The sequence below is a fragment of the Rhodococcus sp. X156 genome (assembly GCF_004006015.1).
Lineage (GTDB): Bacteria > Actinomycetota > Actinomycetes > Mycobacteriales > Mycobacteriaceae > X156.
The window spans coordinates 619432-633577 of sequence record NZ_CP034766.1 but is presented as its reverse complement, the minus strand read 5'-3'; the positions used below and the strand labels follow the sequence as shown (position 1 = coordinate 633577).

Below are 14146 nucleotides of genomic sequence, written 5' to 3'. Positions count from 1 at the left end.
AGTCAGGGCAGCAGCGCGAACGGGTCGTGGTCGCGGATGGCGGCGCAGGAGCGCTGCGCCATGGCCGCGAACATGGCGTCGGCCCGCTCGCTGCGCTCGGCCTGGGCGTACACCGCGCCCAGCACGGTCACCAGCGGGCCCTGCAGCAGCCCCAGCCGGTAGTCGCGCCAGGCGTCGTCGTCGGTGTAGCCGGTGACTCCCCCGGCGCGCAGCGCCTGCAGGTATGCCGCCAGCAGGTCCTCCTCGGCGTCGCGGCGCACCTGCGGATCGAGGCTGGTCTCCAGGAAGTAGCCGACGTCGCGCCCGGGTGGGCCGGTGGCCGCGGTCTGCCAGTCCAGCGCGGTCACCGTCCCGTCGGCGCCGAACATGAGGTTGTCCAGCCGGTAGTCGCAGTGCATCAGCGCGAACGGCTCGGTGCCGGTGACCACCCAGGCGGCGACGGCGTCGGCGGCGCGGGTGAGCACGGCGACGTCGTCCGGGCTGAGCCGGCTGCCCATCCGCTCGGTGAACAGCGGCACCGAGTCGACCATCAGCGGACCCAGGAAGTCCGGCGTGTTGAGGCCCCCGGCCTGCAGCCACGCCCGCTCGGCCAGGGTGGGGTCGCACCAGGTGGAGGCGTGCAGCCCGGCCAGGTTCACCAGCGCCGCCCCGGCCTGGGTGGCGTCGCAGCCGTCCAGCTGGTCGCCCGGGCGGGCGTCGGCCACGTCGTCGAGCACCAGGGTGAACACCGAGCCGTCGGCGGAGATGTCGCCGAACCAGCAGCGCGGCACGCGGGCCAGCACCTGCCCGCCCAGCTCGGTGTAGAAGCCGACCTCCTTGAGGTAGCCCTGCCGGACGATGTCGCGGCTGCCCGGGTCCCCCGCGGCCAGCTTCACCACCAGCGTCTGCGGCCCCTGACCGTGCGCCCAGCGCACGTGCAGCCGCAGGTTGGTGCCGATCTGGCCGACCCCGATGGGCGCGGCTCGCACCTCGGCCACCGCCAGGTCGTGCCCGGCCGAGCGCAGGGCCGCGGTGAGCCAGTCGGCGGTGAGCTCGGCCGGTGAGTCGATGGGGCCGGGTGATCCGGTGGCGACCCCGGCGTCGGTCTGCATCGCACGTCCCCCTGCTGCGTTGCCGCCCAGTGCATCTGGGCCGTGGTGTGACTAACGTAACAACGAACTCCCTCCGGCGGTGAGGGCCAAGCGGAGGAGACGCGGTGGACCAGCTCACCGAGCTCGGCTTCTACACCCTGGCCGGAGCGCCCCGCTCCCCCGCCGAGGTGCGCCCCGAGGTGGCCGCCGCCGAGGAGATGGGCCTGGGCTCGGCGTTCATCTCCGAGCGGTTCACCATCAAGGAGGCCGTCACGCTCTCCGGCGCGGTGGGCGCGTTGTCGCGCACGCTGGGGGTGGCCACCGCCGCCACCAACCACAACACCCGTCACCCCGTGGTGACCGCCTCCTACGCCACCACCATGCACGGGCTCACCGACGGCCGCTTCACCCTGGGGCTGGGCCGGGGCATCGAGCCGCTCTTCGACGCGTTCGGCATCCCGCGGATCACCAGCGCCCAGATCGAGGACTTCGTCGGCCTGGTGCGCCGGCTGTGGCGGGGCGAGACGATCATCGGCCACGACGGCCCGGCCGGGAAGTACCCCGTGCTGCACCTGGACTCCAGCTTCGACGCCGACATCCCGGTGGGGATGGTGGCCTTCGGGCCCCGCTCGCTGGCCCTGGCCGGGCGAACCATGGACATGGTGGTGCTGCACACCTACTTCACCGACGACACCGTGCGCCGGGCCGTGCAGACCGTGCGCACCGCCGCCGAGCAGGCCGGGCGCGACCCCGCCGCCGTGCGCATCTGGTCCTGCTACGCCACCGTCGGCGACCACCTGCCCACCGAGCTGCGGCTGAAGAAGACGGTGGGTCGCCTGGCCACCTACCTGCAAGGCTACGGCGACCTGCTGGTGCGCACCAACGGCTGGGACCCTGCGGTGCTGGACCGCTTCCGGGCCGACCCGGTGGTGCAGGGGGTGCCCGGCGCGATCGACACCGTCGCCGACGTCGAGACGCTGGGCCACGTGGCCGGGCTGCTGCCGGCGGAGTGGCTGGAGCCGGCGGCCACCGGCAGCCCGCGCCGCTGCGCCGAGCGGGTGCTGGCGCAGCTGGACCTGGGCGTGGACGGGGTGATCCTGCACGGCGCCACCCCGGCCGAGCTGGAGCCGGTGGTCGCCGAGTACCGCGGGCTGCGCCCGGCCGGGCGGTTCGACGGCCTCGACGCCAACCCCGGGCGACCCCGGGCTGCCGCTACGAGCTGGGCAACTTCGGCTGGTCCAGCCACGCGGTGAACAGCTCCCGCAGCGGCTGCCCGGCGTGCGCGCCGGCGAGGTCGATGAAGTCGTGGGTGGTCACCGTGAGGTACCGGTAGCGCGTAGTCCACTCCCGCAGCAGCGCGAAGAACGCCTCGTCGCCGAGCGTGCCGCGCAGGGCGTGCAGCAGGAGCGCACCCCGCTTGTAGAGCCGGTCGTCGAACATCCGCTCGGGCTGCGGGTCGGCGAGGAGCAGGTCCTGCGGCAGCCTGGCCAGCTGGGTGCGGGCCTGCTCGGCCAGCCGCGCGGCGGTGGGTCCACCGCACTCCTCCGACCACAGCCACTCCGCGTAGCAGGCGAAACCCTCGTTGAGCCAGATGTGCTGCCAGCCACGGACGGTGAGGCTGTTGCCGAACCACTGGTGGGCCAGCTCGTGGGCCACCAGCCGCTCCCAGCCCCGGCCGCCGTCGACGTGGTTGGCGCCGAAGATGGACGCGCCTTGCGCCTCGACCGGAATCTCCAGCGGGTCACCGGTGACCACCACGGTGTAGGCGGCGAAGGGGTACGGGCCGAACAGCCGCTCGAACAGCGCCATCATCTGCGGCTGCCGGGCGAAGTCGTGCGCCACGGCGGAGCGCAGCGCGCTGGGCGCCAGCACCCGCTGCACCACGCCGCTCTCGGTCAGGGTGGTCGACTCGTACTGCCCGACCTGCACCGTCGCCAGGTAGCAGGCCATCGGCTCGGGCTGCTCGAACACCCAGGTGGTGCGGCTGGACCGGGTTCGCTGGCTGGTCAGCGTGCCGTTGGCGAACACCGTGTAGGGCGAGTCGGTGGTGATGGTGGTGCGGAAGCTCGCCTTGGCGCTCGGGTGGTCGTCGCACGGGAACCAGGACCGCGCGCCGTCCGGCTGGCTGGCCACGATCACCCCGTCGGTCAGCTCCTCCCAGCCGACTTCGCCCCACGGGCCGGTGACCGGGGTCGGGGCGCCGGTGTAGTGCACGTCGACGGTGAGGGTGGCCCCGACGGGGAGCGGGGTGGCCACGCTGACGTACAGCTTGTCGTCCCGCTGGGCGAACTTCGTCGCCTTCGTGCCGTTCACCGACACCTTGCTCACGGTGAGCCCGGCGAGGTCGAGGCTGAAGCGCTTGAGGGACTGGGTGGTGACCGCGGACAGCCGGGCCCGCCCGCTCAGCCGGTTGCTCGCCACCCGGTAGTCGAGGTCCAGCTCGTAGCGGGTGACGCTGTAGCCGCCGTTGCCGCGCTCGGGCACGTACGGGTCGCCGACGGAGGCCGAACCCTCCAGCTGGACAGCGTCACGGGACTTCACCGGCAAGTTGTAGCAACAGCGATGGGGTTGCCGACCCAGCGGGTGCCGGCCGGAACCTCGTCCCCGCGCATCACCAGCGAGGCCGGGCCCACGGTGGTGTTGGCACCGATGACCGCCGCGGGCAGGACCACGCTGTGCGGGCCGAGCGTGGCGCCCGCGTGCAGCGTCACCGTGTCCATGCTCATCACCCGGTCGTGGAACAGGTGCGTCTGCACCACGCAGCCGCGGTTCACCGTCGCCCCGTCCCCCAGGGTCACCAGGTCAGCCTCGGGCAGCCAGTACGACTCGCACCAGACCCCGCGACCGATCCGGGCGCCCATGGTGCGCAGCCACGCACCCAGCACCGGGGTGCCCGTGGCGGCGCGGGCGAACCACGGGGCAGCGAGCACCTCCACGAAGGTGTCGGCCACCTCGTTGCGCCACACGAACGAGCTCCACAGCGGGTGCTCCACCGGCCGGAACCGCCCGACCAGCAGCCACTTCGCCGCACTGGTCGCCAGCACCGCGACCGCGCCGGCCGCGATCAGCACCAGGCCCGCGCACGCCGCGGCCACCGCGCCGCCGAATCGGGCAAGCAGCAGCTGCAGGGTCGCCAGCACGCCAAGACCCAGCGCGGCGGTCGCGATCACGGGCACCACCCGGAGCAGCTCCACCAGCGCGCGCGCCACCCGCACCCGTCGCGACGGCGCGAACGTGCGGCCCTCGTCCCCACCGGTGGCCGCGCGACGCAGCCGCACCGGCGGGTTGCCCAGCCACGACGAGCCGGCCTTGGCCTTGGCCGGCGCCGCGGACAGCACCGCCACCAGACCGTTCTTGGGCACCGATCGACCACCGGCGGTCACTCCGGAGTTTCCCAGGAAGGCCCGCTTGCCGACCTTGGCCTCGGCGATGCGCAGCCAGCCACCACCCAGGCGGTAGCCGGCGACCAGGGTGTCGTCCGCCAGGAAGGCGCCGTCGCGCACCACGGTCATCCGGGGCAGCAGCAGCACGGTGGAGGCCTCCACGCCGCGGCCGACACGAGCGCCGAGCGCGCGCAGCCACACCGGGGTGAGCAGGCTGGAGTAGAGCGGGAACAGCCAGCCGCGGGCGGCGTCCATCAGCCGGATGCTCGCCCACACCTGCCAGCCGCGCCGGCTGTGCACCGCCACGGTGCCCGCCCGCATGCCCACACCCAGCGCCCGGACGAGCACACCGGTGAGCAACGCGTAGCCGAGCAACCACAGCAGGGTCGCTCCCGGGAGGGCGAGCAGGCCCCGCCCGGTCGCCGCGCCCAGCGACGGTGCGTCCCCGATCGCCCAGGCCAGCAGGGCGATGCCCGGCAGCCCGGCCAGCACGGGCAGCGCGGCCAGCAGCAGCGAGCCCACGCCGTAGGCCAGCACCCAGACCCTGCTGCGGGCCGGTGCGCGCTCGGGCCAGGGGTGCTTGGCCCGACCCATCGGGGTGGCCGGCGAACCGGCCCAGCGCTGCTCGGCGGGCACGGTGCCGGTGACGGCCGAGCCCGCGGCGATCTCGGCGTCGGCGCCGATGCGGGCGCCGGGCAGCAGGGTGCTGCGGGTGCCGACGGTGGCCCCCGGCCCGACGTGGATCCGCCCCAGGTGCAGCACGTCCCCGTCCACCCAGTGCCCGGCCAGGTCCACCTCGGGCTCCACCGAGCAGCCCCGCTCCAGGGTGAGCATGCCGGTGACCGGGGGCAGCGAGTGCAGGTGCACGTTCTTGCCCACCCGCGCCCCCAGCGCCCGGGCATAGACCGTGACCCACGAGGACCCGGCAAGCCCGACGGCCCCGCTGGCATCGGCCAGCCGCTCGGCCAGCCACAACCGCAGGTGCACGCTGCCCCCGCGGGGGTGCTCGCCCGGGCGCACGCCGCGCAGCAGGATCCGGGCACCGGCCACGGCGATCGCCATCCGGCCCGGCGGGCTGACGAGCACCACCACGCCCAGCACCACCCACCACCAGGACACCGCCGGCGCCCACGAACGCGGTCCGAGCACGTTGTTCAGGGCGGCCAGGCAGGTCAGCCAGCGCAGTCCGACCACCGTCTGCAGCGGGATGGCCAGCAGCAGCTGCAGCACCTGCGTGCGCCGCGGGGTGGGCACCACGGTGCGCCCGACGGTCACCGGTGGCGCCGCCAGCTCCTCCAGCGCCGCGGCCAGCGCGCTGATGCGCGGGTAGTCGTAGACGTCGGCCACGGTCACCGCCGGATAGCGCTGCCGCAGCGCGGACACCAGCTGCGCGGCGGCCAGGCTGCCCCCACCGGCAGCGAAGAAGTCGGCGTCCGGACTGTGCACCGGGGCGCCGAGGACAGCAGTCCACTGCTCGGCCACCCAGGCCAGGGTGCCCGTGAGCTCCTGCGGCTCGGCGTGGGCGGACTCCACGGGAAGCGGCCAGGGCAGGGCGGCCCGGTCGACCTTGCCCGAGCTGCGGGTGGGCAGGGCGGGCACCACCGCCAGCATCGGCACCAGCGCGGCGGGCAGCACGGCACCCAGCTGCACGCGGGCGGCGGCGACGTCGAAGTCCGGGCGGCTCGGGGCCAGGTAGCCCACCAGCACCGGGTGCCCGGCCGGGGTGGTGCGCACCGCCGCGGCGGCGGCAGCCACGTCCGGCAGGGCCTGCAGCGCGGCGTCCACCTCGCCCAGCTCGATGCGGCGCCCACCCATCTTGACCTGGTCGTCGGCGCGGCCGACGAACACCAGCCCCGCGGCGTCGTTGCGCACCAGGTCACCGCTGCGGTAGGCCCGGTCCCAGCCCAGCGCGGGCAGCGGCGCGAACTTCTCGGCGTCCTTGGCCGGGTCGAGGTAGCGGGCCAGCCCGACGCCGCCGATGATCAGCTCACCTATCTCGCCCTCGCCCAGCCGGGCGCCCGTCGCGTCCACGACGGCGAGCTCCCACCCATCCAGCGCCTGCCCGATGCGCACCGGTCCCTCGCCGGTGAGCCGGGCGGCGCAGGCCACCACGGTCGCCTCGGTGGGGCCGTAGGTGTTCCACACCTCGCGCCCGGGCACGGTGAGGCGGGCGACCAGCTCCGGCGGGCAGGGCTCGCCGCCGAAGATGAGCAGCCGCACCGCCTCCAGCGCCTCGGCGGGCCACAGCGCGGCCAGGGTGGGGACGGTGGAGACCACCGTGATGTCGTGGGCCACCAGCCACGGGCCGAGGTCGCTGCCGCTGCGGACCAGCGAGCGGGGCGCGGGCACCAGGCAGGCGCCGTGTCGCCACGCCAGCCACATCTCCTCGCACGAGGCGTCGAAGCCCACCGACAACCCTGCCAGCACCCGATCCCCGGGACCGACGGGGTGGTCCGGCAGAAAGAGGCGCGCCTCGGCGTCCACGAAGGCCGCGGCACTGCGGTGGCTGACCGCCACCCCCTTGGGCACCCCGGTGGAGCCCGAGGTGAAGATGATCCAGGCGTCGTCGTCCGCCGTCGGTGCGCGCGGCGTGGCTGGCACCACCTCCAGCGGCTTGCCGTCGAGGACCAGGCGCACCTCGGCCTCGCCGAACACCAGCGTGGCCCGCTCCTCGGGGTCGTCGGCGTCCACGGGCACGTAGGCCGCGCCCGCGGCGAGCACACCCAGGATGGCGACGTAGAGCTCGCAGGACCCGGACGGGATGCGCACCCCCACCCGGTCCCCGGGGCCGATCCCGGCACCGGCCAGCACGGCGGCCAGCGCTCGAACCTCCAGCCACAGGTCCGCGTAGCCCAGCCGGCGATGACCGTCGTCCAGGGCGTCGGCATCCGGCCAGGACGCAGCAGTGGCAGCGAGGATGTCGAGCAGGGTGCGGGGCTCCGGGGCAGCCGAGCCAGGCAGCTTCTGACCAGGCAGCGTCTGCCCAGGCAGCGGTGGATCAGCGTGGATCACGGCAAGGTCAGTCCTATCGGGGTCTCAGCGCGGAGTCCTGCTGCGGCAGGCGCGGGCCAGCTCGGGCCTTCGCCCACGGTGTACCACCAAGGTGTCCGGAAGGTGAACGCCGCTGCTCCCCCACCACAGCCAGGACGAGCACAACCGAGCCACACCAGCGATCCTGGGGACATGCGTGTTCTGGTTGCGGGTTCGTCCGGTTTCGTGGGTCAACGACTGTGCCCTGCCCTTGTCGAGGCTGGGCAGGAGGTGCGGGCCATGACGCGTCACCCCGACACCTACGACGGCGCGGGTGAGGCGGTCTACGGCGACGTGCACGACGCCGGCTCGCTCGCCACCGCGCTGCAGGGCTGCGCGGCGGCCTACTACCTGGTGCACTCCCTGGACGCCGCCGACTTCCAGCAGCGCGACCTGGCCGCCGCGGAGAACTTCGCCCAGGCCGCCGCGAACGCGGGCCTGGAGCGCATCGTCTACCTGGGCGGGCTCGGCGACGACGACGACGACCTCTCCGAGCACCTGCGCAGCCGCCGCGAGGTGGAGCACGCCCTGGGCTCGGCGGGTGTGCCGGTGACCACGCTGCGCGCCGGCATCATCGTCGGCCACGGGGGCATCTCCTGGGAGCTGACCCGCCAGCTGGTGGAGCACCTGCCGGCCATGGTCACCCCGCGCTGGGTGCGCACGCGCACCCAGCCCATCGCCATCGACGACGTGGTGCGCTACCTGGTGGGCGTGCTGCAGGCACCCGAGGCGCGGGGGCGCGCCTTCGACGTGGGCGGGCCCGACGTGCTGGCCTACGTGGACATGATGCGGCGGGTCGCGGCCATCGAGAAGCGGCCGCTAGTGATCGTGCCGGTGCCGCTGCTCTCGCCCGGGCTGTCGTCGCGGTGGTTGTCGCTGGTCACCGACCTGGACACCCAGACCGGCCGCTCGCTGGTGGAGTCGATGCGCAACGAGGTGGTCGTGCGCGACGACAGCATCCGCCAGGTCGTGCCCTTCCAGCCGATGAGCTACGACGACTCGGTCCGGGCAGCGCTGGCCGAGCGCGCCGAGGCCCTGCTGCAGCTGTGAGGATCCCAGCGCCGGCGTGGCTGACGGAGCGGGTGCCGCGCGACCACTGGGAGCCTGACGCCGCCTTCGCCCGGCGCCGCAAGGTGGTGGGCGCGGTGTCGGTGGCCGGGGCCGGGCTGCTGGGGGTGTCGCTGTCCACCGAGCCGGGCTCGCCCGAGTTCTACGGGCTCACCCTGGCGGTAGCCGCCACCTACACCGCCGGCGGCCTGGCGTCGGGGCCGCTGCACCGGGGCTGGGCCCGCGGCCCGGACGGGGCGCTGCACCGGCCCGTGCTGGTCCCGGTGCTGGTGGGTGCGGGCGCGTTCGGCGTCTTCTACGCCGCCGCCCTCGTCGCCCGGCACGTGCCGGTGCTGGACCGCGCGATCTCCTCGGTGCTGCAGTACTCCGACGAGGGCGCCGACCGGCTGGTGCTGCTGACCACGCTGGCCAACGGGGTGGCCGAGGAGGTGTTCTACCGCGGCGCGGTGTTCGCGGCGCTGGGCGCCGGGGCACTGGGCACCGGGCGCCCGGTGCTGGCCACCACCGCGGTGTACACGCTGGCCACCTGCGCCACCCGCAACCCCGCCCTGGTGCTGGCCTCCACCGCGATGGGCACCCTGTTCGCGCTGCAGCGCCGCGCCACCGGCGGCATCCAGGCCCCGATGATCAGCCACGTCACGTGGTCGGCGCTGATGCTGCGCCACCTGCCGCCGCTGTTCGGCAAGCAGTCCTCCGGACTGCTCGGCCCGGGGGCCCGGGTCAGCTCGGCGACACCCAGCTCGACGACACTCAGCTCGACGACACGGTGGAGGGCAGGTCGAACTCGACTCCGGTGAGCTCCTCGGAGAGGCCCCACAGCCGCCGCTGCACCTCGCGGTCACGCGACCGGCGGTTGGATCCCACCGGCTTGGGGTGCCCGCGCTGCTGGCCCAGCCCGTCCGGGCCCACGTAGGTGCCGCCCGGCAGGTCCGGCGCGGTGGCCGCGTAGAGGGTGGGCAGCGCCCCCATGGTCGCCGACTGCGCCCACACCCGGTTGAGCACGTTGGTCACCACGTCCAGCGGCGACTCCGTGCGCGACTGCAGGTTGGTGCGGGCGTACCCCGGGTGCGCGGCCATCGAGCGCACGGTGGAGCCGGCGGCGTCCAGGCGGTGCTGCAGCTCGTAGGCGAACATCAGGTTGGCCAGCTTGGACTGCCCGTACGCCGGCCACTGGTGGTAGCCGCGCTCCCAGCTGAGGTCGTCCAGCCGGATGGCGCCGATCCGGTGCATCACGCTCGACAGGGTGACCACCCGGTCGGTGACGCGGTCCAGCAGCAGACCGGTGAGCGCGAAGTGGCCCAGGTGGTTGGTGCCCACCTGCATCTCGAAGCCCTGCGCGGTGCGCCGCAGCGGGATCGCCATGACGCCCGCGTTGTTCACCAGCAGGTCCACCGGGGCGTCCACGGTGTCGGCGAACCGGCGCACCGAGTCCAGGTCGGCCAGGTCGAGCCGGCGCACCTCCACGTCGCCGGTCATCCGGCTGGCGGCGTCGGAGCCCTTGCCGGTGTCGCGGCAGGCCAGGATCACCTGGGCCCCGGCCCGCGCCAGCGCGGCGGCGGTGCACAGCCCCAGCCCGCTGTTGGCGCCGGTGACGATGGCCGTCCGTCCACTCTGGTCGGGGATGTCGGCAGCTGTCCACTTCGTCATGCCGGCAGCCTAGGCGGCCACCTGGCCCGCGGCGACACCGCGAAGGCGGTCTGCCGCAGCGCGTCCGGAGCGAACGCGCGCCGGGCAAGCACAGGGTCAACAACCGTTGACCGAGGGTGTAACGCAGGGCACAGTGAGGGCATGAGCATCCTGGGCACGCGGGTCGTGCGCATCGAGGATCCGAAGTTCCTGACCACCGGCGGCACCTACACCGACGACCTGGTGGACGACCAGGTGACCGGAGCGCTGCACCTCACGCTGGTCCGCTCGCCCGCCGCGCACGGCCGCATCCTGGAGATCGACACCTCCGAGGCCCTGCAGGCACCCGGGGTGGTCGCGGTGATCACCGCTGCTGATCTCACCGAGCTGAGCCCCATCCCTCCCGGCATGCCCTTCTTCCCGGAGGCGATGACCCGCCCGTGGCTGGCCCACGACGTGGTCCGCTTCGTCGGGGAGCCGGTGGCCGCGGTGCTCACCGAGGAGCGCTACCAGGGTGAGGACGCCGCCGAGCTGGTGTCGGTGGACATCGATCCGCTGCCCGCCGTGATCGGCACCGCCAAGGCCGTCACCGACGAGGTGCTGCTCTTCCCCGAGGCCGGCACCAACACCGTCTTCGCCATGGGCGAGGAGGTGCCGGAGGACTTCTTCGCCGACTGCGAGGTGGTGGTCCGCCGCGAGATCGTCAACCAGCGGGTGGCGCCGGCTCCGATGGAGGTCCGCGCCGCCGCCGCGGCCTGGGGCGCCGACGGCCGGGTGACGGTGTGGTGCTCCAACCAGGGCGCGCAGGCCACCCGCCGGGAGATCGCGGCGTGGCTGGGCCTGGACGCCGAGCTGGTGCACGTGCGCACGCCCGACGTGGGCGGGGGCTTCGGCGCCAAGATGAACGCCGACCCCGAGTTCGCCCTCATCGTGTGGATCGCCCGGCACCTGGGCCGCCCGGTGCGCTGGGTGGAGACCCGCTCGGAGAACCTCACCGGCATGGTCCACGGCCGCGGCCAGGACCAGGTGGTCACCATCGGCGGCACCCGGGACGGCCGCGTCACCGCCTACGCCCTGGAGCTGGTGCAGGACTCCGGGGCCTACCCGCGCACCGGCGCGGTGCTGCCCATCCTCACCGGCATGATGGCCCCCGGTGTCTACGACATCGCCAAGCTGCACACCAAGGTCCGCAGCGTGGTCACCAACACCACCACCATCGCCGCCTACCGCGGCGCCGGGCGCCCGGAGGCCACCGCCGCGGTGGAGCGGGCGATGGACCTGTTCGCCGCGGAGATCGGCATGGACCCCGCCGAGGTGCGCCGCCGCAACCTGATGGAGCCCTTCGACCAGCCGCGCCTCAACGGCACCGGCGCCACCTACGACTGTGGCGACTACAGCCGGGCGCTGGAGCTGGTGCTGTCCGCGGCCGACTACGACGGGCTGCGCAAGGAGCAGGCCGAGCGCCGGGCCCGCGGCGACCGCAACCAGCTGGGCCTGGGCCTGGCGGTGTACGTCGAGGTGACCGGGGCGGGGCCGGACGGACCGGCCGAGGACGCCGAGATCGAGGTGCACGCCGACGGCAGCGCCACCATCCTCACCGGCACCTCCCCGCACGGGCAGGGCCACGCCACCTCCTACGCCATGCTGGCCAGCGAGCGGCTGGGCATCCCGATGGACCGGATCACCGTGCTGCACGGCGACACCGACCTCATCCCCGTCGGTGGCGGCACGATGGCCTCGCGCAGCCTGCAACAAGGCGGGGCGGCGGTGAACCAGGCCGCCGAGGAGCTGGTGGAGCTGGCGCGCACCCGCGCCGCCGAGCTGCTCGAGGCCGACGCCGCCGACCTGGTGGTCGACCAGGTCAACGCCCGGCTGCAGGTGGCCGGCACCGACGTGGGCATCAGCTTCGCGGCGCTGGCCGAGCAGGAGCGGCTGATGGTGCACACCACGTTCACCGCGGGAGCCACCACCTTCCCCTTCGGCGCCCACCTGGCCGTGGTGGAGGTGGACACCGGCACCGGCAAGCCCACCCTGCAGCGGGTGATCACCGCCGACGACGCCGGCCGCATCCTCAACCCGCTGCTGGCCGAGGGTCAGCGGCACGGCGGCATCGCCCAGGGCGCGGCCCAGGCGATGCTGGAGGAGGTGCTCTACGACGAGGACGGCAACCCGCTGACCTCCACCTTCGCCGACTACCCCATCGTCTCCGCCACCGAGGTGCCCAGCTTCGAGCTGCTCTCCATGGAGACACCGACGCCGGTGAACCCGCTGGGCGCCAAGGGCATCGGCGAGTCCGGGACCATCGGCTCCACCCCGGCGGTGCAGAACGCGGTGATCGACGCCGTGGCGCACCTGGGCGTGCGCCACATCGACATGCCGACCACCTCGATGCGGGTGTGGGAAGCGCTCCGAGCAGGAGAGGGATCCTGATGCAGGTCAGCATGAACATCAACGGCGCCCAGCGCACCGACGAGGTGGAGGCCCGCACCCTGCTGGTGCACCACCTGCGGGAGACCTGCGGGCTCCGCGCGGCCAACGTCGGCTGCGACACCTCCTCCTGTGGCGCCTGCACGGTGCTGCTGGACGGCGAGGCGGTGAAGAGCTGCACCGTGCTGGCCGCCCAGGCCGACGGCTCCGAGGTGACCACCGCCGAGGGGCTGGTCGCCGAGGACGGCAGCATGCACCCGGTGCAGGAGGCCTTCCGCGCCGAGCACGGGCTGCAGTGCGGCTTCTGCACCCCGGGCATGGTGTGCGCCACCGTGGGGCTGCTGCGGGAGAACCCGCACCCCACCGAGCGGGAGGTGCGCGAGGGCTTGGAGGGCAACCTCTGCCGCTGCACCGGCTACCACAACATCGTCCGTGCGGTCCTGGCCGCCGCCGAGCTGAACACGGCAGGGTCCACCCCAGCAGAGGCAGAGGTGCGCGCATGATCCCCGCCGAGTTCGACTACGTGCGGGCCGGCTCGGTGGAGGAGGCGCTGAGCCTGCTCGCCCAGCACGGCGACGAGGCCAAGCTGCTGGCCGGTGGGCACTCGCTGCTGCCGCTGATGAAGCTGCGGATGGCGGTGCCCGGGGTGCTGGTGGACATCGGCGGGCTGGCCGAGCTGCGCTACGTGCGGGTGGAGGCCGACGAGGTGGCCATCGGCGCGCTCACCCGCGACAACGAGCTGCACACCTCCACCGTCGCCCAGGCGGAGGTGCCGCTGCTGGCCCACGTCGCCGGGCAGGTGGGCGACCCACAGGTGCGCGCCCGCGGCACCCTCGGCGGCTCGCTGGTGCACGGCGACGCCGCCTCCGACCTGCCCACCGCGGTGCTCGCCCTGGGCGGCACGCTGGTGGTCCAGGGACCACAGGGCACCCGCACGGTCGCGGCCACGGAGTTCTTCCGCGGGTTCTTCGAGACCGCCGTCGGCGAGGACGAGATGCTGGTGGAGGTGCGGGTCCCGCGCACCGGCCACCTCGGGTGGGGCTACGAGAAGTTCACCCGCCGGGCCAACGACTGGCCGATCATCGCCGCGGCCGCCGTGGACGGCCGGGTGGCGCTGGCCAACATGGGCCCCACGGTGCTGCGCGCCACGGCCACCGAGCAGGCCCTGGCCGGCGGTGCGTCGATCGCCGACGCGGCCGCGCTGGCCGACGAGGGCACCTCGCCGACCGCGGACATGCACGCCAGCCAGGACTACCGCAGGCACCTGGCCCGCGAGCTCACCCGCCGAGCGCTGGAGAGCGCCGCCGCGGGCTAGGAGCGAGCCAGCCTCAGCTGGCCTCCTCGGAGGTGCGTCGGCCCGACTGCTTGCTGGCGTCCGGGTCGGGGTCGACGGTGCGGCGCTCGGAGTCGTCCAGGATGGCCTGGGCCTGGGCGTCCGGGTTCTCGCTGCCGGCCGCCTGCTCCTCGGGCAGCAGGTCGGCGCGGGTGGCCCGCTGGTCGTCAGGCTCCGGGGTGTTCTGCTCGGAAGAGGTCATGAGGACT

11 protein-coding genes are annotated in these 14146 nt (G+C 74.0%); 6 read left to right on the top strand and 5 right to left on the bottom strand.

Annotated features, from left to right (window positions below; translation table 11 throughout):
• Positions 1 to 2: 2 nt before the first annotated feature.
• Positions 3 to 1091: a phosphotransferase gene (locus ELX43_RS03000; protein ID WP_127782069.1), complete on the bottom strand. Its 1089-nt coding sequence runs from the start codon at positions 1089 to 1091 to the stop codon at positions 3 to 5.
• 104 nt (positions 1092 to 1195) lie between these two features.
• On the opposite strand from ELX43_RS03000, the gene ELX43_RS02995 reads away from it, so the two are divergent.
• A complete protein-coding gene (locus ELX43_RS02995) occupies positions 1196 to 2323 on the top strand; it encodes a TIGR03857 family LLM class F420-dependent oxidoreductase (RefSeq protein ID WP_127782068.1) in 1128 nt (375 codons plus the stop codon).
• Here the strand turns inward: ELX43_RS02995 and ELX43_RS02990 are convergent.
• On the bottom strand, positions 2283 to 3611 hold the full coding sequence (locus ELX43_RS02990; protein ID WP_241249688.1) for a M1 family metallopeptidase: 1329 nt from the start codon (positions 3609 to 3611) through the stop codon (positions 2283 to 2285). The genes ELX43_RS02995 and ELX43_RS02990 overlap by 41 nt on opposite strands.
• Positions 3608 to 7444 (bottom strand): Pls/PosA family non-ribosomal peptide synthetase, encoded by a 3837-nt coding sequence (locus tag ELX43_RS02985; protein WP_241249848.1) that lies wholly within the window; start codon positions 7442 to 7444, stop codon positions 3608 to 3610. The genes ELX43_RS02990 and ELX43_RS02985 overlap by 4 nt, the downstream gene beginning before the upstream one ends.
• A 192-nt stretch (positions 7445 to 7636) precedes the next feature.
• Here ELX43_RS02985 and ELX43_RS02980 point away from each other — a divergent pair, with 192 nt between their 5' ends.
• Both ELX43_RS02980 and ELX43_RS02975 read left to right on the top strand, forming a co-directional pair.
• The gene (locus tag ELX43_RS02980) at positions 7637 to 8533 is read left to right on the top strand and encodes an NAD(P)H-binding protein (RefSeq protein ID WP_127782066.1); all 897 of its coding nucleotides are present in this window, start codon (positions 7637 to 7639) and stop codon (positions 8531 to 8533) included.
• Positions 8530 to 9348 carry a type II CAAX endopeptidase family protein gene (locus tag ELX43_RS02975; RefSeq protein WP_127782065.1) on the top strand — a complete coding sequence of 273 codons (819 nt, stop codon included), beginning with the start codon at positions 8530 to 8532 and terminating at the stop codon, positions 9346 to 9348. Before ELX43_RS02980 ends, ELX43_RS02975 begins: the two co-directional genes overlap by 4 nt.
• Here ELX43_RS02975 and ELX43_RS02970 read toward each other — a convergent pair.
• Complete coding sequence (locus ELX43_RS02970; protein WP_127782064.1) at positions 9302 to 10198, bottom strand: oxidoreductase; 897 nt, start codon at positions 10196 to 10198, stop codon at positions 9302 to 9304. The two genes, ELX43_RS02975 and ELX43_RS02970, sit on opposite strands and share 47 nt — an antisense overlap.
• A gap of 141 nt (positions 10199 to 10339) precedes the next feature.
• Between ELX43_RS02970 and ELX43_RS02965 the strand changes: the two genes are divergently transcribed.
• Genes ELX43_RS02965 through ELX43_RS02955 form a run of 3 tightly spaced genes read left to right on the top strand, consistent with a single transcriptional unit; the run spans position 10340 to position 13919 of the window.
• Complete coding sequence (locus tag ELX43_RS02965) at positions 10340 to 12607, top strand: xanthine dehydrogenase family protein molybdopterin-binding subunit (RefSeq protein ID WP_127782063.1); 2268 nt, start codon at positions 10340 to 10342, stop codon at positions 12605 to 12607.
• The gene (locus ELX43_RS02960; protein WP_127782062.1) at positions 12607 to 13107 is read left to right on the top strand and encodes a (2Fe-2S)-binding protein; all 501 of its coding nucleotides are present in this window, start codon (positions 12607 to 12609) and stop codon (positions 13105 to 13107) included. Before ELX43_RS02965 ends, ELX43_RS02960 begins: the two co-directional genes overlap by 1 nt.
• On the top strand, positions 13104 to 13919 hold the full coding sequence (locus ELX43_RS02955; protein ID WP_127782061.1) for a xanthine dehydrogenase family protein subunit M: 816 nt from the start codon (positions 13104 to 13106) through the stop codon (positions 13917 to 13919). Before ELX43_RS02960 ends, ELX43_RS02955 begins: the two co-directional genes overlap by 4 nt.
• Before the next feature lie 13 nt (positions 13920 to 13932).
• On the opposite strand, the gene ELX43_RS02950 is transcribed toward ELX43_RS02955, so the two are convergent.
• Entirely contained in the window at positions 13933 to 14139 is a 207-nt protein-coding gene (locus ELX43_RS02950) for a hypothetical protein (RefSeq protein WP_127782060.1), read from the bottom strand.
• Positions 14140 to 14146 lie beyond the last annotated feature (7 nt).

Bases quoted from the DNA above. Each gene is read 5' to 3' on its own strand.
- ELX43_RS02960 (WP_127782062.1), top strand. From the start codon at position 12,607: ATGCAGGTCAGCATGAACATCAACGGCGCCCAGCGCACCGACGAGGTG.
- ELX43_RS02980 (WP_127782066.1), top strand. From the start codon at position 7,637: ATGCGTGTTCTGGTTGCGGGTTCGTCCGGTTTCGTGGGTCAACGACTG.
- ELX43_RS02950 (WP_127782060.1), bottom strand. From the start codon at position 14,139: ATGACCTCTTCCGAGCAGAACACCCCGGAGCCTGACGACCAGCGGGCC.
- ELX43_RS02970 (WP_127782064.1), bottom strand. From the start codon at position 10,198: ATGACGAAGTGGACAGCTGCCGACATCCCCGACCAGAGTGGACGGACG.
- ELX43_RS02955 (WP_127782061.1), top strand. From the start codon at position 13,104: ATGATCCCCGCCGAGTTCGACTACGTGCGGGCCGGCTCGGTGGAGGAG.
- ELX43_RS02965 (WP_127782063.1), top strand. From the start codon at position 10,340: ATGAGCATCCTGGGCACGCGGGTCGTGCGCATCGAGGATCCGAAGTTC.
- ELX43_RS03000 (WP_127782069.1), bottom strand. From the start codon at position 1,091: ATGCAGACCGACGCCGGGGTCGCCACCGGATCACCCGGCCCCATCGAC.